This window comes from Kineosporia corallincola (assembly GCF_018499875.1).
GTDB lineage: Bacteria > Actinomycetota > Actinomycetes > Actinomycetales > Kineosporiaceae > Kineosporia > Kineosporia corallincola.
Genome location: NZ_JAHBAY010000010.1, coordinates 268,314 through 289,277 on the forward strand (window position 1 = coordinate 268,314; position 20,964 = coordinate 289,277).

The following is a 20,964-nucleotide window of genomic DNA, read 5'->3' on the forward strand; positions in this document are numbered from 1 at the left end:
TGGGGGTGTCGCTCTCAGACCGTCGGCTCGAGCTCGGCCGACTGCTTGCCGGTGTGCCGGATCCGGGTGGTCCGGATCACCCGCGGCCCGGTCAGGCTCGGGCGGGCCAGCAGGAACAGCACGAAGGCCACACCGGCCAGCGCGGCGCCGATCAGGTAGGCCTCGCGGTAGCCGAAACCGGCCGCGGCACCGAGGATCGGCCCGGCCAGCATGGCGCCGACCGGCCCGGCGCTGGTGAACAGCGTGGAGGCGTGACCCGGGCGGCTCGGCACCATGTCCTGCACATAGCTGATGCCCAGGCCCTGGAGAAGAGCGATGGACGACGCGTTGAGCAGCTGCGCCGCGGCCACCTGCCAGGTGCCCGACGCGCTCGCCACGACCAGCGCGTAGGCCAGGCTGAGCAGCGGCCCGCCCAGCATCAGCAGCCGCAGCCGGTAACGCGCGGCCAGCATGCCGAAGCCGAGCATCAGCGGGATCTCCAGCCCGGCGCACAGGCCCAGGATCAGCCCGGAGTCACCCAGCCCGGCGTTCAGCTCGCTCTTCAGGAACAGCGGAAGTGCCTGGAGCGAAAGGTTTCCCGTGCACTGGAGCAGGACGAACGCGGCCACGGTCAGCACGATCACGCGCCGGTTCTCGTCCGGCCCGGCGACCGTGTGCGCGGGGTCCGGGCTGTCGGCCGCGGGAGCGGCGGGGGCTGCGGGGGCTGCCGTGGGGAACATCCGCCACGCCACCACGGCGGCGACCACGTACATCACCGCCGCGAAAACATAGACGGCGGTGAAGCTTCCGGCGCTGAGCAGGACGGTCGCCAGGAACGGCCCGCCGACCCAGGACAGCGAGAGCACGGTGCGCAGGGTGCTCATCGTCATCACCGCGCTGGGCGATCCCTGGAGGCTGGTGCGGGCGTGCGCGAACACCTGCGGCACCAGGGCGCTCGCGGCGGCGGTCGCGGTGACGGTCAGCGCGAGAAGCAGGTAGTAGTCCCGGATCACGGCGGTGAGCAGGGTGCCCACGGCTCCGGTCACGGCGGTCGCGACGATCAGGCCGCGCCGTGAGGACAGGCGGTCGGAGTAGTGACCCATCAGCAGCGACACCGTGACCGCGGACAGCGGTGCGGCGATCAGGTAGGCGGTCACCTGGAGCGGGGACGCCCGCACGGCGTCGGTGAGGAAGAGGGTGAGGAAGGGGACGGCCATGGCACTGGCGAGACCGACACACAGAAAGACCAACGCCAGCGGGAGCTGCCGGCGGACAGGGGCGAGCACAAGAACCTCGATGCCAGATCAGGATGGACGAAGACGTGAAGCACTGCCGCCTTGCAGCCTCCTGAGTGTCTAACGGCACGAGGGCCGAAAGTGTTACATCAACTGGTGCATATATTTGCGCTGGATCCGGGGGACGATCCGGGAGGAATCGCGCCGACCGCCCCGATGGGGCAGACGCCCGGGGGCCGCTGCGGTTGCCGATCCCCGGGCGGGCGCCACCGTGGAGTTCTGTCCACGAGCCTGACCTGCGAGGAGTCCTTCCGATGGCGAACACGTCCGCCCGCGTCCTGTACAAGCCGTTCGGCCTGGCCGGCAGCGTCGGCGCCGGTCTGGTGGCCGGGATCGCGTTCAAGCAGATCTGGAAACGCGTCGCCGACTCCGAGGACGCCCCCGAGGCCAACGACCGGCGTCACGGCTGGGCCGAGATCCTGATCGCCGCCGCGATCCAGGGCGCGATCTTCGCCGCGGTCAAGGCCGCGGTGGACCGGGGCGGTGCGACCGTGTTCGAGCGGCTGACCGGGGAGTGGCCGGGTGAGGACGTCGGCGACGAGGACTGATCCCGGCGACTCCCGGCGACTCCCGGCGACGGAGCCCCTACAGGCCCCAGCGCTGGTGCAGGTGGAAGCTGTCGCTGAGCCGCTCCAGCGAACCGGTGTGCAGCTCGGCGCTGACCTCCTGGTCGCCGGAGACCGAGAAGTGCCCGAACACCCAGGGGAAACACGGCGGGCCGCTGGCGCTGACCCGCTGGAGCACGGCCTGGCCCGGCACCCCGTCCACCCGCAGCTCACCGGCGGTGAGCGGGGCGTGACGACGCCGGGTCAGGTGCTCGTTGAGGGCGGCCACCTGGTCCATCTCCAGGGTGTGGGTGGTGCTGGCGGTAGAAGTCTGGGTCATTGATTCGCCTCCTCGGCCCCTGAGTCTCGCGCTCCGGGCGTCCCGGGGGCACCGGTCCCACGACGTGTGTGTTCCGGGACCATGGTCCTTCGACAAAAGCCATAGGACATCAAGGCACTTGGCCTCTGACGACCGTTTTCCGTCAGTCGGACGATTGCCTCATGGACACCCTGCGTACCAACGAACAATCGGCCGCCTCCGCCGCCTGGCGTGGATTCGCCGGGCAGGAGTGGCAGGACCGGATCGATGTCAGCGCCTTCATCAAGGCGAATGTCACCCCCTACAGCGGTGACTCTGCGTTCCTGGCGAAGGCGACCCCTCGCACGGACGCGATCCAGCAGCGCATCAGCGAACTCACCCTGGTGGAGCGGGAGAGGGGGATCCTGGACGTCGAGACGAAGATTCCGTCCACGATCACCAGCCACCAGCCGGGTTACATCGACAAGGACGCCGAGCTGATCGTTGGGCTACAGACCGACGCACCGCTGAAGAGGGGCATCATGCCCAACGGCGGCCTGCGGATGGTCGAGAACGGCCTGCACGCTTACGGCTACGAGCTGGACCCGTCGGTGAAGGAGATCTTCACCAAGTACCGTAAAGACCACAACATGGGTGTCTTCGACGCCTACACCCCCGACATCAAGGCCGCCCGCAAGTACGGCATCGTCACCGGCCTGCCGGACGCCTACGGCCGTGGCCGGATCATCGGCGACTACCGCCGCGTGGCCCTCTACGGTGTCGACGCCCTGATCGCCGGAAAGAAGGCCGAGAAGGCCGCCCTCGACGGCGAGCGCGCGAGCGAGAGCATCATCCGCGACCGCGAGGAACTGTCCGAGCAGATCAAGGCGCTCGGCGAACTGGCGCAGATGGCAGCCGGTTACGGCTACGACATCAGCAAGCCGGCCACCACCGGCGCCGAGGCGATCCAGTGGCTGTACTTCGCCTACCTGGCCGCGGTGAAGGAGCAGAACGGCGCGGCGATGTCGTTCGGCCGCACGTCCAGCTTCATCGACGTGTACCTGGAGCGGGACATCGCCGAGGGTGTGATCACCGAGGAGCGGGCCCAGGAGCTCGTCGACGACCTGGTGATCAAGCTGCGCATCGTGCGGTTCCTGCGCACCCCGGAGTACGACGCGCTGTTCTCCGGCGACCCGACCTGGGTCACCGAGTCGATCGGCGGCTGCACCGACGACGGCTCGCCGCTGGTCACCCGCACCTCGTTCCGCTACCTCCAGACCCTGTACAACCTCGGCCCGGCCCCCGAGCCGAACCTGACCGTGCTGTGGTCGCCGCGTCTGCCGGAGCCGTTCAAGCGGTTCTGCGCGCAGGTCTCCATCGACACCAGCGCCATCCAGTTCGAGAACGACGAGCTGCTGCGCCCGATGAACAGCGACGACGCCGCGATCGCCTGCTGTGTCTCGGGTGCCACGGTGGGCAAGGCAATGCAGTTCTTCGGCGCCCGGGCCAACCTGGCCAAGGCCCTGCTCTACGCCATCAACGGTGGCCGCGACGAGAAGAGCGGCACCCAGGTGGCGCCGGCGACCGCGCCGGTGGCCGGTGACACGCTGGACTTCGACGACGTGATGCAGCGCTACGACGCGATGATGGACTGGCTGGCCACCACCTACGTGGACGCCCTCAACATCATCCACTACATGCACGACAAGTACGCGTACGAGCGCGTGCAGATGGCGCTGCACGACTACGCCCCGCACCGCATGCTCGCCTGCGGCATCGCCGGGCTCTCGGTCGCGGCGGACTCGCTGTCCGCGATCAAGAACGCCAAGGTGCACCCGGTGCGCGACGAGACCGGGCTCGTCGTGGACTATCTCGTGGACGGTGAGTTCCCCTGCTACGGCAACGGGGACGACGACGTGGACGCCCTGGCCGCCGACCTGGTGCACCGTTTCATGCAGAAGCTGCGCTCGCACCAGGCCTACCGCGACGCCGAGATCACCCAGTCCGTGCTGACCATCACCTCGAACGTGGTGTACGGCAAGAAGACCGGCAACACCCCGGACGGACGGCGCGCGGGCGAGCCGTTCGCCCCCGGTGCCAACCCGATGAACGGCCGCGACCGGCACGGCCTGCTCACCTCGGCGCTCAGCGTGGCCAAGATCGACTACGCGGACGCCCGGGACGGCATCTCGCTGACCTCCACCACGGTTCCCTCGGCCCTGGGCCGCACCCGGGAGGACCGGATCAGCAACCTGGTCGGTGTGATGGACGCCTACATGGTGGCCGGCGGCTATCACATGAACGTCAACGTGCTGGAGCGGGCGACGCTGATGGACGCCATGGAGCACCCGGAGAACTACCCGAACCTGACCATCCGGGTCTCCGGCTACGCCGTCAACTTCGTCCGGCTCACCAGGGAACAGCAGCTGGACGTGATCAGCCGCACCTTCCACGGCGACGCCCGCGACTCGGCAGCGCTGGTCTGACATGAACACGTCCGTCAGCGTCGAGATCGGCGAGCGTCCCCCGCTCGCCGGGTACGACCCGGATATCTGGCGTTCCGGCCGGGCCGGCTGGGTGCACTCGTGGGACATGTCGATCGGGGTGGACGGACCGGGCTGCCGGTTCGTGCTGTTCACCGCCGGCTGCCCGCTGCGCTGCCAGTACTGCGCGAACCCGGACACCTGGACGGCCCGGGGTGGCAGGGTGACGCTGGTGGACGAGGTGGTGACGAGGATCCGGGGCTACCGGGCGGCCCTGGTCGCGGGCGGCGGGGGCGTGACGATCAGCGGAGGCGAGCCGATGGCCCAGCCGAAGTTCATCGGCAACGTCCTCGCCGAGGCCCGGGCGATGGGCCTGCACACGGCCCTGGACACCTCCGGCATCTACGGGGACCTCGGGTCCGACGAGTTGCTCGACGACGTCAGCCTGTTCCTGCTCGACATCAAGTCGTTCGACCCGGCGACCTACCGCAGGACGACCGGGCAGCCGGTCGAGCCGACGCTGCGGTTCGCCCGGCGCCTGGCCGAGCGGGGCCGGCCGGTCAACCTGCGCTTCGTGCTGGTGCCCGGCCTGACCGACGCCCCGGACAACGTCGAGGGGGTGGCGCGGTTCGCGGCCGGGCTCGGGAACGTCGAGCGGGTGGACGTTCTCGCGTACCACACGCTCGGTCTGGAGAAGTACCGCAAGCTCGGGCAGCGCTACCGCCTGGAGGGGGTGCGGCCTCCCACCCGGGAGCAGGTGGAGGAGGCGAAGAAGCACTTCTCCGACCGGGGGCTCACGGTCAGCTGAGACGGGGAGAGGGGGCGGCCCGGCCGGGCCGCCCCCTCTTTCACGCCGTCACGGCCTGAGCTTCTGGAGGTGTGCCAGGCTGCCGTAAAGACCAGTCAGGTGCGCGAACTCGGCCTCGTCGTAGAACGAGGCGATGCCCCGGCCGTAGTCCTTGGCCACCTCGATCACGAAGCGCACCGCGCTCTCCACCACCTGGAGGTCGGAGGCGCCGGTGGCCGAGCCGGGCACGGCGGTGACCGTGGTCAGCGCGACGCCGACGACCGGGGCGCTGGTCGCCGTGGTCGGCTGCACGATCGAGTTCACGTGGTACACGTCGTTGCCGTACGGGGTGATGTCCTGCGTGGTGATCGGCATGATCACCGGGGCCAGGCCGCTGGTGCGCTCCACCGCGTCGAGCAGGGTCTCGGAGACCCGCAGGATCCAGCCCTCCTTGATGGTCGGCGTGATCGCGAAACCGCGGTGGTTGCACACCCGGTTGCCGCGGGTGGTGTCGACGGACAGGATCGCGTCCATCGCCGGGTCGACCTCGACCTCGTTGGTGACGGCCATGTCGACGGCCGAGCCCATGAACGGCACCGGGTCGTGCGGCTGGGTCGGGGCGTCCGGGTCGACGTGCGTGCTGACGACCACGTCGCCGGGCAGCCGGTCGCCCTTGGCCGCGGCGTCGAGCAGCTTGGCCGCGGCGGACAGCGCCACCAGCGCGCCGTCGCCGTCCGAGACGAACCCGATCTGCTCCGGACGGGCGCCGAGACCGCCCAGCCGGCCGATGATCCCGAGGGTCGGCGCGTCACCGCCGGAGCTCTTGCCGTTCGTGCCGGGGATGGTCAGCGAGACGAAGTCGGTGGCTCCCGCGTCGCCGGTCACCTCGGTGACCCGGACGTCGGTGGCACCGAGCGCGCGCAGCGCCCCGGCGGCGGCCTCACCGCTGGCGGCGGGGGAGTCGAGCAGTTCGGAAAAGGCGAGGACATGGCGCCAGGACACGGTGGAACTCCTTCGGATTGCTTTTATTACCAGGTGTTTCAGAAGCGGGCTGCGAGCAGCCCGCCGGTCCGGACCGCGTCCACGACCGGCAGGCCCAGCCGTTCCCGCAGAGGCTCCGCCAGACCGATCGTGGTCATGCCGGTGCAGGCCAGCATGACCACGTCGGCCCCGGCGGCGACCAGCTCGTCGCCGCCCCGCAGGCAGGCCTCGAAGCCGGAAGCGGTGAGCAGGTCCGCGGTTTCGTGGACGCCCTCGGGCTGGAGCGAGGCGATCAGCCGGTCGCCCAGCACCGACGTCACCGACACCGGCGTCTGCGGGGTCAGGTCGAGCACGCCGATCCGGGTGCCCAGGGCCAGCGCCACCGCGGCGGCGGCCGATCCGGCGCCGGTCACCGGCACGGAGCACAGCCGGCGCGCGGCCTCCAGGCCGGGGTCGGCGGCGCAGCTGATCAGGAGGGCGTCCACCTGATCGTTCAGTTCCCGGGCCAGAACCGGGATTTTGGACGACGCGGCGGCGAAACTCGCGTCGTCGTGCACGCCCCGGGGCTGGTCCGGGATGGCCCGGGTGACGGTGGTGATCCCCAGCTCGGCCTCCAGGATGCGGCCGTGGGTGCCGAGAAATTCCTCGTCGTCCGAGGTGACCACCCGCAGCACGCCGACGGTACGGCTCGCCCGGCTCATGCGGCAGGTGCTCCCCGGTCGAGCAGCTCGGCGGCCAGCCGGGCCACGACCGACCGGGCCAGCACCACCGGCACCCCGGCCTCGTCGGCCAGCGCCGCGCGCATCGGCTGCGAATAGCCCATGCAGTCGGCCACGATCAGCTGCGCACCCCGATCCCGCAGGCGTCGCGCCGCTGCGCGCAGTCCGGGGGCGACGGGTGCGCCGTCGGCGCCGACGTACGGGCTCGCGTCGTCCACCACCACCTTCGCGTCCAGGGCGGCGTACTTGCCGTCGGGGTGATGACGCTGCTCGGGCAGCGGCACCAGCACGCCCACGGTGTCCAGGCCGGCGGCCAGCGCGGCCACGCCCGGGCCGATCATCCGCTCCGGCCGCAGCAGCGGCCTCGCGCCGGTGACCTCCTCGAAAGCGCCGGTGCAGGCGAGGAACACGGCGTCCACGTCGTCCAGGCCGTCGAGGATGCGCTGCACCCGGGGCACGATGTGGTGGTGCGCGACGATCGCGTTCGAGCCGTCGCGCAGCCGCGTGGTCAGCACCTCGTCGCCGGGCCCCGGGGCCATGGCGGCGATCTCGTCCGGCCCGTCGTCGTCCAGGGCACCGCGTTCCACCAGGTCCACGCCGGGCAGCCAGGTGCGCAGCTCGGGGGTGAGGTCGGTGCGGGGGGCCTGGCCGATCGTCACGACCGCCAGTCGGGAGTTGCTCATTTGAGGATCTGTCCTGCCGAGTAGATCGAGTCGCCGGCGATGAGACCGGCTCCGACGAGGGCCATCTCGTTCTCGCCCTGGTCGCCGCGGGTGCGTTCCCAGACCACCCGCACGGCCAGCGCGGCCAGCACCAGCCAGCCCGCGTTCGGGCTGCTGACCAGCAGACCGGTGGCCAGCAGCACACCCATCTGCCGCTTCGGGCCGCCGATCAGCTGGATCAGCGCGCCGGGGATCGCCCACAGCGCCAGCGTGGTGATCATGTGCGGCTTGGTCAGGCCGTCGACGATCGAGGTGGCGTAGACGGTGGAGACCGGCGGCACGTCACCGGCCTCGAAGTACGAGCGCCACAGCAGGGCCACCATGGCGGCGGCCACCACGAAACCGATGACGCCGCCGAGAAGCTGCTGCCGGCGTCCCTCGAGCTCGAAGGCCGTGTAGGGACGGTGCTCGCGGCGCAGCAGCCAGCCGGCCTTGAAGTCGTAGCCCATGTCGGCGAACGCCGGGCCGGTGGCCGCGCAGTAGCCGACCAGCACGATCAGCGGCTCGGTCGGAATGTGCAGCAGCAGGCCGAAGATCAGGAAGATCAGGGTGACGGCGAAGGCCGGGAACCAGCCCGAGTGCATGGCGGCCAGGCCGACGATCAGCTCGTGCACGATGGCGGCGAACGCGGCGAACAGCACCCAGCCGATCATCGCCGGCACCGACATGTCGCCCCAGATGCCGGTGGCGGTGGCCAGCACGATCGCCCCGGCCACATAGAGGCCGTATCCGATCGAGAAGGTGCGGCGCAGAGCCTCGACGGTGACCGTGGGGGCGAGCGACGGGTCGTTCTCGTCCAGCGCCTGCGGTGCCGGGGCGCCCTTCGCCGACGAGGACCGCCCGGCCAGCAGGAACCCGGCCTGCACCAGCGCCACCAGGCCCGCGCCGATCATCACGCCGTGCGGGATGTACTGCGACGACAGGGTCACGCCGCCGTCCGAGAAGTTCGGGTAGTACTGGTTGATCAGCAGGCCGATGCCGAACATCAGCAGCGCCCACATGTTTCCGATCAGGGCCACACCTGCCGCGGACATCGGCAGGCCGAAGAAGTTCAGCGCGAAACCGGCCACGCCGCCCGCGCCGAGCAGTGCGGCCTGCTTGCCGCCGGAGTCACCGGCCTTGATCGTCTCGGCCGCCGCCACGCCCGACGGCCAGGCGCCGTGGGCGGGCAGGAACGACGAGCCGTAGCTGCGGTACAGCACCCACACGTCGATGGCCAGACCCATCAGAGCACCGCACAGCATCGGCCAGACCAGGTCGGTGCGACCGGTGGCCCAGGGGATCGCGATCGGCGTGATCAGCGAGTTGGCGGCACCGAACGTGGCGCTGGAGATGGCGGTCTGGGCCAGGTTCTGGCGGTGGATGCTGCGGAAGCGGACCAGGCCCATGAAGGCGACCCGGCCGACCAGCATGGCGACGAGAGCGCCGATCACCGAGGTGTTGGGCGAGATGCCCAGTGTGGTGATCATGTGCAGGCCGATCATCGCGCCGAGCACGCTCAGGATCGCGAGCACGACCAGGGTGAGCGGCTCCAGGGCACGGGGGTGCTCGGCCTGCGCCGGGACCCCGGGCGAGGTGCCGGTGGTGGCGTCGACGGACATGGTGTTCCTCCGGAACGATCTTGATGAGATGCGCTGGTGTCAGCGCAGCAGGGCGGACAGCTCCCGCGCTGCCGAGAGAACCTGGTCGATCAGGGCAGGATCGACCTCCAGCGGCCGGGTGACACCGATCACCGAGACGCTGGCGGAGACCTCGCCGCTCACCCGGATGGGCGCGGCGAGCGAGGTGACGTGCGGATTGACCTCGCCGCAGGAGTAGGCCCAGCCCTGTTCGCGGGTGAGCCGGTGGCGCTCGCGGATCTCCTCGGCCCGGCGCGGGCCGGACCGGGTGGACTCCTCGAACCCGGTGGCCAGCAGGGCGTCGACCTCGGCCTCCGGGCGGAAGGCGTAGATCGCGTGCCCGGAGGCGCCGCCGTACCAGGGGTAGCTGCGGCCGAGGGTGAGTTCCCAGCGCAGGTCGCCGGGGGCGTCGGCGGCAGCGGTCAGCTGGTAGCGCGAGCCCTGGCGGACGTTGAGCACCGCCGAGCGGCCGGTCGAGGCGGCCAGCCGGTGCAGGACGGGCAGCGCGATCTGGCGCGTGCCGTCGGACTCGGCGGCGAGCTGGCCCAGCCCGATCAGGGCGGGGCCGAGCCGGTAGAGCCGGGTGCGGGGGTCGGGGACGACGAAACCACGGCCGGCCAGCGTGGCCAGGATGCGGTGGGCCTGGGAGGTGCCGAGGTCGAGGCGGCGGGCCACCTCGCTGACACCCCAGGCACCCTCCGTGGAGGTGAACAGCCCGAGCACGTCGAGGGCCCGCTGGACGGTGAGAAGTTCGTCAGCCATCTGTTGCTCCTTTCCGATAATCGGGATACTGTTCCGTACATCGGGATGCAGGTTAGGCCGGGGTCACCCCCCGGATCCAGCCCCTCGCGTTTCAGGGCCGTAAAGTTTTGCCTGTGGAACTTCTGTTGCTCTCCAACACGACCAATCACGGCGGCACCCCGTACGGGCACGTCAGAGCCGATCTGGCGGATTTCGTCCGGGGGATCACGAAGGGCGTCTTCGTCCCCTTCGCCTTGGCCGATCACGACGCCTACACCGCCTCGGTGGCCGTGCCCTACGCGGAGGCCGGGGTCGAGCTGACCGGCCTGCACACCGTCGGCGACGCCGCCGCCCAGGCCGCCGCGGTGGCGTCGGCCGAGCTGGTCGTGGTCGGCGGCGGCAACACCTTCCGCCTGCTGCGCACCCTCCAGCGCGCGGGCCTGGTGCAGCCGCTGCGCGAGGCGGTCGCCGCCGGCACCCGCTACGTCGGCACCAGCGCCGGCACGAACATCACCGCGCCGACCATCCGCACCACCAACGACATGCCGATCGTCGAACCGGACTCGTTCGAGGCGCTGAACTTCGTTCCGTTCCAGATCAATCCGCACTACATCGACGCCGACCCGGCCAGCAGGCACATGGGCGAGACCCGCGAGACCCGGCTGCGTGAGTTCGGTGAGGAGAACGACGTCCCGGTGCTCGGCCTGCGCGAGGGAACGTATCTGCGGGTGTCCGGCGAGACGGCGCGGATCGGCGGCAAGGCCGTCTCCCCCCTGGCCCCCGGCCCGGCCATCCTGTTCCGCCAGGGCGCCGAGCCCGAGGAGATCGCCGGCGACGTCAGCGGCCTCCTGGCCCTGCCGGCGGAGTACGACTCGCCCCTGGGCTGACCCGGCTGGTCCGGTCCGGCCTGGTCTGGTCCGGTCCCGCTCGATCTGGCCCGGCTCGGTCCGGCCTGGTCCGCGGTGGTTTCGGGCGATCGCGGCTCGCTGCGCGGCAGCTGGTCCTGGTGGGCATTGGTTGTGCGACGAGCGTCCCGATCGCCGACCCGCCTCCTCCGCGGACGAAGTCTTGGCGGTACGAGGTGGACACCTTTGCGTTTTGACACCACCCAGGCGCTGAGGCCGGTGTCAAAACGCAAAGGTGTCACCCCGTACAGCTGCGGCCGACGCGGCTCGGGCACTGGACGGGACAGCCGGCTCAGGTCTGCACGTTGGCTCAGGTCTGCACAGTCAGCTCAGGTCTGCACAGTCGGCCCAGGTCTGCACAGTCGGCCCAGATCTGCGCGAGGGATCAGGGGGCCGGCCGATCGCGACGGCGTGGGCCGTGCTGGGCGTGGTGGTGTCCGCGGTGGGCGTGGTGGGTGCGGTGGTGATCAGGCGGCGGTGGGGGCGGGGAGGGTGTGAGGGGCGGGGAGAGCGGCCAGCACGCGGTCGGTGGCGATCGCGTCGGCCACGGTGATCCGGACCCCGTCGCCAGGGTAGGCGCGGACCAGGATGTCGGCTGCTGCAAGGCTTTCCACGGTGCGGCGGCTGTTCTCGTCGTCCATGCGCAGCCAGACGAAGTTGGCCGCGCTGTCGGGCACCCACCAGCCGCTCGCCCGCAGCCCGGCGGTCAGGCGGGCGCGTTCGCCGACCACGGCGGCCACTCGCTGGGCGATCTCGTCGACGGCGTCCAGCGAGGCGATCGCCGCCTCCTGTGCCAGGGCGGTGACGCCGAACGGCAGGGCTGTGCGGCGTGCGCCCTCGGCGAGTTCCGGATGCGCGATCGCGTATCCCACCCGCAGTCCGGCCAGGCCGTAGGCCTTCGAGAAGGTGCGCAGAACACAGAGATTCGGGTAGCGGTGGTAGGCGGCCAGGCCGTCGACCGGGTCGGTACCGGTGACGAACTCGACGTACGCCTCGTCCAGGATCACCAGCACGTGCGGCGGTACTGCGTCGAGGAAACCGGTCAGCTCGTTGTGTGAGAGCGGCACGCCCGTGGGGTTGTTCGGCGAGCAGAGCAGCACCACCCGGGTGGCCGGGCCGATCGCGGCCAGCATCGCGGGCAGGTCGTGGTGCTCGTCGGCGGTCAGCGGCACCGGCACCGACGTGCCCCCGGCGATCGCCACCAGGATCGGGTAGGCCTCGAAAGACCGCCAGGCGTGCACCACCTCGTCGCCCGGCTCGATCACCGCGTTCAGCAGCTGCTGGAGCACGCCGACGCTGCCCGGCCCGACCACCACCTGGTCGGCGCCGCCGGAATCCGTTCCGCCGGGGCCCGCGACACCGCAGTGCCCGGCGATCCGCTCACGCAGGGCGGTCGCGGCCATGTCGGGGTAGCGGTGAACCCGCAGGGCCCCGGCCAGGATCCGCTCCCGCACCGAGGGCAGCGGGTCGAAATGGCTCTCGTTGGAAGCCAGTGCGGCCACGTCGGCGCTGAGCGAGCGCCGTCCGGGCACGTAACCGGGCAGGTTCCGCACCGCGGCGCGCAGCTCCGGGCGGCTCATCGGGCGCTCCCGCTGTTGCGCTCGGCCAGTTTTCGCAGAAGTGTTGGGGCGTCGAACATGTCGAGCACCGCGTGCACCAGCACGATCCGGTCGGCGGGCGCCGCGTCGAGGGCGGTCCGCAGCTCGTCCGTGGTGCGCACCGTGCTCGCCTCCAGCCGTCCAGCACCGATCATGGACGACGCCAGCCCCGCCCAGTCCCACGCCGCGATGTCGTTGTAGCCGGCCTTCGGGCTCTGGAGGGCCCGCTCGATCGTGTAGCCGGCGTTGTCGATCAGCACGATCACCGGGTTCAGGCCGTGGCGGGCGATCGTGCTGAGCTCCTGGATCGTCATCTGGGCCGCGCCGTCGCCGATGAACAGCACCGGCCGGCGGCCCGGATCGGCCAGTCCCTGGCCCAGGGTGGCGGGCAGCGCGTAACCGATGGAGTTCCAGACCGGCTGGCCGACGAACACCGTGTCGTCGGGCAGCGTCATCGAGACCGCGCCCCAGAAGGCGGTTCCGGTGTCGGCCAGCACCGCGGTGCCGGACGGCAGCCAGGAACCGGCTGTACGCCAGAGGCTCTCCTGCGTGATCGCGTCGTCCCCGAACTCCGGATGCCGGGGCGGCACCGGGTCGGCGGTCGGCTGATCGGCGAAACGGTATTTCTGGCAGTGGTCTTCGAGAACCCGCACGGCGTCGGTGAACAGCACCGGGTGGGTGGAGCCGGTGCCGTCCGGGCCGACGGTGGCCGAGGTGGCGCCGATCCGCACGGTGCGGATGCCCGCCGGGCGGTGGGTGAAGAAGCCGGACAGCACGTCGCTGACCACGGTGCCGAGCTCGATCACCAGGTCGGCACCGTCGACCAGCCCGGCGGTGGAGGCGTCGACCATGGTGCCGGCGTAGTCGCCGCGGTGCAGCGGCTCCGAGGCGTCGATCGCGCCCTTGGCGGCGAGTGTGGTGACCAGTGGGATGTTGGCGGCCCGGGCCGCGGAGAGCACCTGCCCGGCGAGCCCGAACCGGGACACCAGGTGGCCGACGACGAGCACCGGGCGGCCCGCGCCGTCCATCAATCGGGACAGCTCATGGGCGAACTCACCGACCGCGGCCTCGTCCGGGGCGGCCCGCAACGGCTTTCGCAACGGGGCCGGGTCCACGGGCAGGCCCGCCAGGTCCTGTGGGATGCTCAGGTAGGCCGGGCGGCGGTGGGTGAGCGCGGCCAGCAGCACGGCGTCGACCTGCTCGGTGGCGTGTTCGGCCGTCACCGTCTCCTGATGCACGGTGACCTCGGCGAAGGCCTTCTCGAAGCGGTCGAACACGCCGTCGGCCAGGGTGTGGTGCAGCGGCCGCCGTGCCGCCACCGCCCCGGTGGCCGGGCTGCCGGCGATGTGCACCACCGGCACGTCCTCCGCCGCGGAACCGGCGACCGCGTTGAGGCAGCTGAGTTCGCCCACGCCGTAGGTGGTCACGAGTGCGGCCAGGCCCCGGCGGCGGGCGTAGGCGTCGGCGGCGTAGCCCGCGCCCAGCTCGTTCGGCGATCCCACCCACTCCAGCCCGGGCACCGTCGTCACCAGGTCGAGCAGGGTGAGGTTGAAGTCACCCGGCACGCCGAACAGGTGGTCGACACCGGCCTGACGCAGCCGGTGACCCAGGTACTCGGCGAGGGTGATGGGCTCCGAAGGGGTGGTCATGCAGTCAACATGGGGCCGGTCGCGCACCCTGCGCAATATCCTGGTCGGCGCTTGAGCAGGATGCTCAAGGAGAGGTTGTCGAAAGGATTCGCATTGAGCAACCTGACACCCCTGGATGCTACCGACGCGCGCATCCTGCTGGCCCTCGACCGTGACCCCCAGGCCACGGTGGTGGCGCTGGCCAACGACCTGAAGCTGGCCCGGAACACGGTGCAGGCCCGGCTGCGGCGGATGAACACGAACGGGGCGCTGGGCCGCAACAGCCGCCGGGTCGAGCCGGAGGCGGTGGGCTATCCGCTGCTGGCGTTCGTCACGGTGTCGATCCAGCAGCGCATGCGGGTGGAGGCCACCGAGGCGCTGGCCGGCCTGCCGGAGATCGTCGAGCTGCTGGCCACCACGGGGGAGGGCGACATGCTGTGCCGGGTGGTGGCCCGCGACACCGCCGACCTGAACCGGATCACCGAGCACCTCGTCGACATGCCCGGGATCGTGCGCACCAGCACCTCGATCGTGCTGCGCACGGTGCGGCCGCTCCGGATGGACCCGCTGCTGGAGGAGCTGGCCGGGAGGTAGCGTACGCCCTGTCGGCCGCGCATCCGCTAGTGCTCGTGAGTGACCGGTGGCTGCCAGATCTCGTGCGCGCGGGTGGCGGGGCGGCCGTCCCAGTGCAGGTCGCGGCTCAGGTCGAGGGTCTCGAGCAGAGTCGGGGCGCTGATCGGTCGGCGTTGAGCTGAGGGGGTAGTTGCCGCAGCCCCGGTCGCCGCAGCCGCACAGGGGGATTCGGGCCAGGGCTTGGCCGGAAATCCTGGCACAGTCGGACGGATCCGGCATTCCGGGAAAATTTTGACACCGCCCAGCCGCCCAGGGCGGTGTCAAAAATGAGGGGGTGCCCCCGTGCCGGGCGAGGGGTGCCCCCGTGTCGGGCGAGGGGTGCCCCCGTGCCGGGCGTGAGGCCCGGGCCTCACGCCCGGCGGGTGAACTCCGTCCGGTCCAGGGCGGTCCTCAGGTCGGCGAGCAGGTCCTCGACGTCCTCCAGCCCGATCGACAGCCGAAGATGGCCGTACCGCAGGAACTCCGGCGGGTAGTGCTCGCTGCCGCCGCGGGCGTCCGGGCCGACGTGCACGATCAGCGACTCGTCGTGGCCGAGCGAGACGGCGGAGGTAATCACCCGCAGGTTGGCCACGAACCGGTTCTGGGTGGCCGGGTCGCCGTCCAGCGCGAAGGCCAGCACGGCGCCGTACCCCCGGCCGCCGAACTGGCGCCTGGCCAGCTCGTGCTGGGGATGCGACGCCAGGGAGGGATGGGCGACGAAGGCGATGCGCGGGTCGGCGTCGAGGAACCGGGCCACGGCGTCGGCCGAGGCCAGGTGCTGCCGCAGCCGCAGCGGCAGGGTGACCGAGCCCCGCATGATCAGCCAGGCGTTGAACGGCGAGAGCACGCCCCCGACGTCCACGATCGCGTCGTGCCGGATGCGCCCGATCGTGGCCGCGTCGCCGGTCACCACACCACCCATCGCGTCGCCGTGCCCGTTGACGTACTTCGTCAAAGAATGGACGACGAGGTCGGCCCCGTCGGCCAGCGGCCGGTAGAGCGGCGGCGGGGTGAACGTGGCGTCGACGGTGAGCAACGCGCCGGCCTGGTGGGCGATCGCCGAGAGTGCCCGCACGTCGGCCACCTTCGTGGTCGGGTTGGCGATCGTCTCGACGTGCACGAGCCTGGTGGTGGGACGGATCGCGGCGCGGACGGCGTCCGGGTCGCCGGCGTCCACGAACGTCGCCTCGATGCCGTAGCGCCGGGGGAGCAGCTCGGCGAACAGCCGCCAGACCGCCTCGTAGGTGACGTCGGACACCACCACGTGGTCGCCGCCGCGCAGCAGCGTGAAGAACATGCCGTGCAGTGCCGCGACGCCGGTGGCGAACACCGCGGCGGCCTCGCCACCGTCCATCGCCGCCAGTTTGCGTTCCAGCGCGGCCTGATTCGGGTTTCCGTTGCGGGTGTACAGCGGCCGGTCGGTCGCCGACCAGTTCATCGACGCCGGGTCCTCGGGCAGGGCGTAGGAGTTCGCCAGCACGAGAGGACTGCGGATCGCGCCGCTGCCGGCGTCGATCTCGTTGCCGCCGTGCACCGCCCAGGTGCCGGTGCCCACGGTGGCCGGGTCGTGCCGGTCGGGTCGTTCGCTGGTCTCGTCCACCGACCGCACGATAGGGCCGGGGCGGGATGCCCCGTCGTCACTCATGTCGCAGATGCATGGGTTGACGCCTGAACCGGCATTGGACGCATGAGACCAGGTGACGCAGGCTGGAGGCCGTCAAGAGCCTTCCGTCCCGTGGTGAATCCAGGAGTCCAGAACCCGATGCCGCAACACCCGCTCACCACCACCGCCCGTGGCCGCGCCGTGCTGACCGACCCCCGTCTCAACCACGGAACGGCGTTCACCCTCGAGGAGCGGCGCGAGCTGGACCTGGTGGGCCTGGTGCCGCCGCAGGTGCTCACCCTGGAGCAGCAGGCCGCCCGGGCCTACCGGCAGTACACCGAGCAGCCCACCGACCTGGCCCGCAACGTGTACCTGACGGCCCTGCGCGACCGGAACCAGGTGCTGTTCTACCGGCTGCTCGGCGACCACCTGGGCGAGATGCTGCCGATCGTCTACACGCCCACGGTGGGCACCGCGATCGAGCGCTACAGCTACGAGTACCGGCGCCCGCGCGGCATCTACCTGTCCGTGGACGCGCCCGGCGACATCGAGCAGTCGCTGCTGGCCTCCGGGCTGGGCCCGGACGACGTGGACCTGATCGTGGCCACCGACGGCGAGGCCGTGCTGGGCATCGGCGACTGGGGTGTGGGCGGTGTGGACATCGCGGTCGGCAAGCTCGCCGTGTACACCGCCGCGGCCGGCCTGGACCCGCGCCGCACCCTGGCGGTGATGCTCGACGTCGGCACCAACCGGCGCGAGCTGCTCGACGACCCGCTGTACCTGGGCACCCGGCACGAGCGCGTGGACCCGCGGGCCTACGACGAGTTCGTCGGCGAGTACGTCGCCGCCGCCACCCGGCTGTTCCCGAAAGCCCTTCTGCACTGGGAGGACCTGGGCCCGGCCAACGCCCGCCGGGTGCTCGATCGCTACCGCGGCGAGGCGTTCACCTTCAACGACGACATCCAGGGCACCGGTGCGGTGAACCTGGCGGCCGTGCTGTCCGGCGTGCGGGCCGGCGGCCTGCCGCTGGCCGACCAGCGGATCGTGGTGTTCGGCGCCGGCAGCGCCGGCACCGGCGTGGCCGACCAGCTGTGCGACGCGCTGGTGCGGGCCGGGCTGACCCCGGCGCAGGCGCTCGCCCGGATCTGGGCGGTCGACCGGCACGGCCTGATCACCACCTCCACGCCCGGCCTGCGTGAGGCCCAGCGCCGCTACGCCCGCCCGGACGCCGAGGTGGCCGGCTGGAGCGACACCGGCACCGTGGGCCTGGCCGAGGTGGTCGACCACGTCGCGCCGACCGTCCTGATCGGGACCTCCGGCCAGGGCGGCGCCTTCACCGAGCCGATCGTGCGCTCGATGGCGGCGAACACACCGCGCCCGATCGTCCTGCCGATGTCGAACCCGACCCGGCTGGCCGAGGCCACCCCCGCCGACCTGCTGGCCTGGACCGACGGCCGGGCCCTGATCGCCACCGGCAGCCCGTTCGGCGACGTCGAGCACGCGGGCGTGCGCCACCGGATCGGCCAGGCCAACAACGCCCTGGTCTTCCCCGGCCTGGGGCTGGGCGCGGTGGTCGCCGGGGCGTCCCGGGTCACCGACGGCATGCTGGTCGCCGCGGCCGAGGCGGTCGCCGCGCAGACCGACGTCTCGGTGCCCGGTGCCCCGATCCTGCCGCTGGTCTCCGGGCTGCGCGAGACGTCCGTCGCGGTGGCCGTCGCGGTGGCCCGCGCCGCCGTCCGGGACGGTGTGGTGTCCGGGAGGATCGCCGACGGTGAACTGGAGGACGCCGTGCGCGCCGCCCGCTGGCAGCCCGTCTACCGCCCGGTCCGGGCTGTCTGATGAAGACCACGGTGGACGCCCCCGGGCGAAGGTCGTGGGGGTCACGAGCGGACGCCCTCACGCGCGGGTTCCGGTGGGGGGCGCCACGGGTCGGCGCCGCCGCAGCGGCGGCGCGGGCGGCCGTGGCTCTCGGCGTCCCCGCCCTGATCGGCGTCCTGACCGGGAGCATCGAGCTCGCCGTGGTCGCCTCGGTGGGCGGGCTGTGGGGGGTCGGGCAGGACGGCCAGGACCCGTACCGCTCGCGGGTGGCCCGCCTCGGCTCGCTCGGCCTGGCCGCCGCCGGTGGCCTGCTGGCCGGTGAACTGGCACTGCGCAGTGGGCATCCCGGCGCCGTGCTGGTCTGCCTGGTGTTCTGTGCGGTGCTGGCCGGGGCCGTCAGCCTGCGCGGGCGGGTGGCCTCGGTGGCGGGCATGCACCTGCTGCTGGGTGCCGTGGTCGGCGGCGGAATGCCGGTTCCGGGGCCCTGGTGGCAGGCGCCCCTGGCGCTGTTCGCCGGGGTGATGCTGGTGCTCGCGCTGTCGGTCGCGCCCTGGCTGTGGGACCGCCACCGGATCGCCCGCGAGGCGGTGCAGGCCGTGTACCGCGCGGCGTCGCGGGCCCTGGCCGCCGCGGGCACCCCCGCCGCCGGTGACGCCCGGCGCCGCCTGGCCGACTCCCTCGACACCGCGCAGCAGGCCCTCGGCCCGAACACCCCGGCCCGGCTGCGCCGCTCGTTCGCCCTGGCCATCCGGCTCGCCGAGGCCGTCACCACGCTGATCTGGGAGGGCCGACCGCTGCCCGTCACGGTGACCGGCACCCCGCTGTCGCTGATGGCCGGCGAGATCCGCGTGCTGCCCACCCCGTTCGCCCAGGACACTCCCGGACTACGCGCCCTGGCCGGCGTTTTCGAGGCCGCCGGGCAGGAGCAGATCGACGAGATCCCGCTGGAGCCCGCGCCCCACCGCCCGCCCGGCCTCGCCGACTGCCTGCGCTACGCCCTGCTGCTCGGCCTCGCCGTGCTGCTCACCCAGCTGCTCGCCGAGGCCCTCGACGGCCCCCGCAACTACTGGCTGCCGATGACCGTGGCGTTCGTCTACAAGCCCGACCTCGGGCCGGTGTTCCGGCGGGCCGTGCACCGCTGCCTCGGCACCGTGGCCGGCGTCGCGGTCATCGCCGCCCTCGCCCTGTGGATCACCGACCCGTACGTGTGGCTGGCCGTGCTGGCGGTGTTCGGCGCCGTGATGGCCGTCGGGGTGCGTCACCACTACGGCGTCGCGACGGCCGGCCTGACCGTCGTCGTCCTCGTGCTCCTCGACCTGCTCGGCGACGAGCGGGCCCTGTCCTGGCCGCGCATCCTCGACACCGCGCTGGCCGCGGGCATCGTGCTGGTGCTCCACTTCGCGCTCTGGCCCCGCTCCGCCGCCGCGACCGCCGACGACCGGATCCGCACCGCGCTCGCCGCGGTGCAGCGCTACCGGGCCCTGGCCCCGGCCGCCGGGCCGGTGCGCCGGCACGTGCTGCGCCGCTCGGCCTACCAGCAGCTGGGCGCCGCCCGCCGGGCCGTCGCCCTGGCCGGGCACGAACCGGCCCTGCGCCGCCCGCGCCAGGACTGGGAGCCGGTGATCGCCACGGCCGAGAAGCTCTGCGACGTGGTGACGGCGCGCGTGCTGGCGAGCGACCTCGTGCGAACGTGAAGCAGGAGGTCGGGCGGATGCCCGGTGATCTCGTGAGACCGTGGGCGGATGGAACTGGAGGTGCTGCGGGCGTTCCAGGCCGTGGCCGGGGGCGAGACCGTGACCGACGTGGCCGGGGACGCCCGGATGACCCAGCCCGCGCTCTCCCGGGCCCTGGCCCGGCTGGAGCAGGAGGTGGGGGCGCAGCTGCTGCACCGGGTCGGCCGGGTGCTGCGGCCGACCCCGGCCGGGCAGGTGTTCAAGCAGCACGTCGACAGCCTGCTCGACAGCTACGACCGGGGACGCCGGGCGGTGGCCGAGATGGTCGACCCGGACGCCGGCACGGTGTCGCTGGCCTTTCTGCACACCCTGGGCACCTGGCTGGTGCCCCGCCTGCTGAACGGGTTCCGGCAGACCTACCCGCAGGCCCGGTTCGAGCTCCAGCAGGCCGGTGAGAACGGGCTGTCCGCCTGCCTTCTCGACGCCACCGCCGACCTGATCATCACCAGCAAGGACCCCGGTCACCCGCTGATCACCTGGCGCCGGCTGCTGGTCGAGCCGCTCTGGCTGGCGGTGCCCGCCCGGCACCGGCTGGCCCGGCGCCGCCGGGTGCGCCTGGCCGAGGTGCCGGGTGAGCAGTTCATCGTGCTCAAGCCCGGCTACGGCCTGCGCAGCATCACCGAGAACCTGTGTCACCAGGCCGGGTTCGCGCCGCACATCGGGTTCGAGGGCGAGGAGGTGGAGACGCTGCGCGGCCTGGTCGCCGCCGGTCTGGGGGTCTCGCTCATCCCGTCGCCGCCCGATGTGGCCCTCCAGGGCAACCTGCCCATCCGCTACCTGGAGATGACCGACGTGCGGGCCTCCCGCGACATCGGCATCGCCTGGCTGACCTCCCGCACCCTGCCGCCCGCGCCGCAACGGTTCATCGACCACGCGCTGGAGGTGTCCGGGTAGCACC

At 72.0% G+C, this 20,964-nt stretch carries 18 protein-coding genes; 8 read left to right on the forward strand and 10 right to left on the reverse strand.

All coding sequences use genetic code 11. From position 1 onward, the window contains the following. Positions 1-14: 14 nt before the first annotated feature. Entirely contained in the window at positions 15-1,265 is a 1,251-nt protein-coding gene (locus KIH74_RS23885) for an MFS transporter (protein WP_308113983.1), read from the reverse strand. Positions 1,266-1,528: 263 nt separating this feature from the next. On the opposite strand from KIH74_RS23885, the gene KIH74_RS23890 reads away from it, so the two are divergent. Beyond that, the gene (locus KIH74_RS23890) at positions 1,529-1,822 is read left to right on the forward strand and encodes a DUF4235 domain-containing protein (protein WP_214158364.1); all 294 of its coding nucleotides are present in this window, start codon (positions 1,529-1,531) and stop codon (positions 1,820-1,822) included. Between the two features lie 37 nt (positions 1,823-1,859). Here KIH74_RS23890 and KIH74_RS23895 read toward each other — a convergent pair whose 3' ends face one another. Further along, positions 1,860-2,159, reverse strand: coding sequence for a hypothetical protein (locus KIH74_RS23895; RefSeq protein ID WP_214158365.1), 300 nt, complete (start codon positions 2,157-2,159; stop codon positions 1,860-1,862). A gap of 161 nt (positions 2,160-2,320) precedes the next feature. Here KIH74_RS23895 and pflB point away from each other — a divergent pair, with 161 nt between their 5' ends. Then, the gene (gene pflB, locus KIH74_RS23900) at positions 2,321-4,603 is read left to right on the forward strand and encodes a formate C-acetyltransferase (RefSeq protein ID WP_214158366.1); all 2,283 of its coding nucleotides are present in this window, start codon (positions 2,321-2,323) and stop codon (positions 4,601-4,603) included. Between the two features lies 1 nt (position 4,604). Continuing rightward, a complete protein-coding gene (gene pflA, locus KIH74_RS23905) occupies positions 4,605-5,408 on the forward strand; it encodes a pyruvate formate-lyase-activating protein (protein ID WP_214158367.1) in 804 nt (267 codons plus the stop codon). Between the two features lie 48 nt (positions 5,409-5,456). Here pflA and KIH74_RS23910 read toward each other — a convergent pair whose 3' ends face one another. From KIH74_RS23910 to KIH74_RS23930, 5 genes are read right to left on the reverse strand one after another with little or no spacing between them, the layout of a single operon-like run. Further along, entirely contained in the window at positions 5,457-6,389 is a 933-nt protein-coding gene (locus tag KIH74_RS23910) for a DUF1177 domain-containing protein (RefSeq protein WP_214158368.1), read from the reverse strand. Positions 6,390-6,427: 38 nt separating this feature from the next. Beyond that, positions 6,428-7,069 (reverse strand): aspartate/glutamate racemase family protein, encoded by a 642-nt coding sequence (locus tag KIH74_RS23915; protein ID WP_214158369.1) that lies wholly within the window; start codon positions 7,067-7,069, stop codon positions 6,428-6,430. Then, positions 7,066-7,770 (reverse strand): AroM family protein, encoded by a 705-nt coding sequence (locus KIH74_RS23920; protein ID WP_214158370.1) that lies wholly within the window; start codon positions 7,768-7,770, stop codon positions 7,066-7,068. The genes KIH74_RS23915 and KIH74_RS23920 overlap by 4 nt, the downstream gene beginning before the upstream one ends. Beyond that, positions 7,767-9,410: an OPT/YSL family transporter gene (locus KIH74_RS23925; RefSeq protein WP_214158371.1), complete on the reverse strand. Its 1,644-nt coding sequence runs from the start codon at positions 9,408-9,410 to the stop codon at positions 7,767-7,769. The genes KIH74_RS23920 and KIH74_RS23925 overlap by 4 nt, the downstream gene beginning before the upstream one ends. A 39-nt stretch (positions 9,411-9,449) precedes the next feature. Continuing rightward, entirely contained in the window at positions 9,450-10,190 is a 741-nt protein-coding gene (locus KIH74_RS23930; protein ID WP_214158372.1) for an IclR family transcriptional regulator, read from the reverse strand. A gap of 113 nt (positions 10,191-10,303) precedes the next feature. Between KIH74_RS23930 and pepE the strand changes: the two genes are divergently transcribed. Further along, positions 10,304-11,056 carry a dipeptidase PepE gene (gene pepE / locus KIH74_RS23935; protein WP_214158373.1) on the forward strand — a complete coding sequence of 251 codons (753 nt, stop codon included), beginning with the start codon at positions 10,304-10,306 and terminating at the stop codon, positions 11,054-11,056. A gap of 485 nt (positions 11,057-11,541) precedes the next feature. Here the strand turns inward: pepE and KIH74_RS23940 are convergent, their stop codons facing one another. Both KIH74_RS23940 and KIH74_RS23945 read right to left on the reverse strand, forming a co-directional pair. After that, positions 11,542-12,654: a histidinol-phosphate transaminase gene (locus KIH74_RS23940; protein WP_214158374.1), complete on the reverse strand. Its 1,113-nt coding sequence runs from the start codon at positions 12,652-12,654 to the stop codon at positions 11,542-11,544. Then, positions 12,651-14,321 carry an alpha-keto acid decarboxylase family protein gene (locus tag KIH74_RS23945; protein WP_214158375.1) on the reverse strand — a complete coding sequence of 557 codons (1,671 nt, stop codon included), beginning with the start codon at positions 14,319-14,321 and terminating at the stop codon, positions 12,651-12,653. Before KIH74_RS23945 ends, KIH74_RS23940 begins: the two co-directional genes overlap by 4 nt. A 93-nt stretch (positions 14,322-14,414) precedes the next feature. Between KIH74_RS23945 and KIH74_RS23950 the strand changes: the two genes are divergently transcribed. Beyond that, positions 14,415-14,894, forward strand: coding sequence for an Lrp/AsnC family transcriptional regulator (locus tag KIH74_RS23950; protein WP_246572956.1), 480 nt, complete (start codon positions 14,415-14,417; stop codon positions 14,892-14,894). A 388-nt stretch (positions 14,895-15,282) separates the two neighbouring features. On the opposite strand, the gene KIH74_RS23955 is transcribed toward KIH74_RS23950, so the two are convergent. Next, complete coding sequence (locus KIH74_RS23955) at positions 15,283-16,512, reverse strand: trans-sulfuration enzyme family protein (protein ID WP_214158376.1); 1,230 nt, start codon at positions 16,510-16,512, stop codon at positions 15,283-15,285. Positions 16,513-16,674: 162 nt separating this feature from the next. On the opposite strand from KIH74_RS23955, the gene KIH74_RS23960 reads away from it, so the two are divergent. From KIH74_RS23960 to KIH74_RS23970, 3 genes are all read left to right on the forward strand, one after another. Further along, a complete protein-coding gene (locus KIH74_RS23960; RefSeq protein ID WP_214158377.1) occupies positions 16,675-18,354 on the forward strand; it encodes an NAD-dependent malic enzyme in 1,680 nt (559 codons plus the stop codon). A gap of 122 nt (positions 18,355-18,476) precedes the next feature. Beyond that, positions 18,477-20,027, forward strand: a complete 1,551-nt coding sequence (locus KIH74_RS23965; RefSeq protein WP_214158378.1) for an FUSC family protein — start codon at positions 18,477-18,479, stop codon at positions 20,025-20,027. Positions 20,028-20,075: 48 nt separating this feature from the next. After that, positions 20,076-20,960, forward strand: a complete 885-nt coding sequence (locus KIH74_RS23970; protein ID WP_214158379.1) for a LysR family transcriptional regulator — start codon at positions 20,076-20,078, stop codon at positions 20,958-20,960. The last annotated feature ends 4 nt before the right edge of the window (positions 20,961-20,964 follow it).

Bases quoted from the DNA above. Each gene is read 5' to 3' on its own strand.
- KIH74_RS23930 (WP_214158372.1), bottom strand. From the start codon at position 10,190: ATGGCTGACGAACTTCTCACCGTCCAGCGGGCCCTCGACGTGCTCGGG.
- KIH74_RS23915 (WP_214158369.1), bottom strand. From the start codon at position 7,069: ATGAGCCGGGCGAGCCGTACCGTCGGCGTGCTGCGGGTGGTCACCTCG.
- pflB (WP_214158366.1), top strand. From the start codon at position 2,321: ATGGACACCCTGCGTACCAACGAACAATCGGCCGCCTCCGCCGCCTGG.
- KIH74_RS23890 (WP_214158364.1), top strand. From the start codon at position 1,529: ATGGCGAACACGTCCGCCCGCGTCCTGTACAAGCCGTTCGGCCTGGCC.
- KIH74_RS23895 (WP_214158365.1), bottom strand. From the start codon at position 2,159: ATGACCCAGACTTCTACCGCCAGCACCACCCACACCCTGGAGATGGAC.
- KIH74_RS23960 (WP_214158377.1), top strand. From the start codon at position 16,675: ATGCCGCAACACCCGCTCACCACCACCGCCCGTGGCCGCGCCGTGCTG.
- pflA (WP_214158367.1), top strand. From the start codon at position 4,605: ATGAACACGTCCGTCAGCGTCGAGATCGGCGAGCGTCCCCCGCTCGCC.
- KIH74_RS23920 (WP_214158370.1), bottom strand. From the start codon at position 7,770: ATGAGCAACTCCCGACTGGCGGTCGTGACGATCGGCCAGGCCCCCCGC.
- KIH74_RS23970 (WP_214158379.1), top strand. From the start codon at position 20,076: ATGGAACTGGAGGTGCTGCGGGCGTTCCAGGCCGTGGCCGGGGGCGAG.
- KIH74_RS23925 (WP_214158371.1), bottom strand. From the start codon at position 9,410: ATGTCCGTCGACGCCACCACCGGCACCTCGCCCGGGGTCCCGGCGCAG.
- KIH74_RS23940 (WP_214158374.1), bottom strand. From the start codon at position 12,654: ATGAGCCGCCCGGAGCTGCGCGCCGCGGTGCGGAACCTGCCCGGTTAC.
- KIH74_RS23945 (WP_214158375.1), bottom strand. From the start codon at position 14,321: ATGACCACCCCTTCGGAGCCCATCACCCTCGCCGAGTACCTGGGTCAC.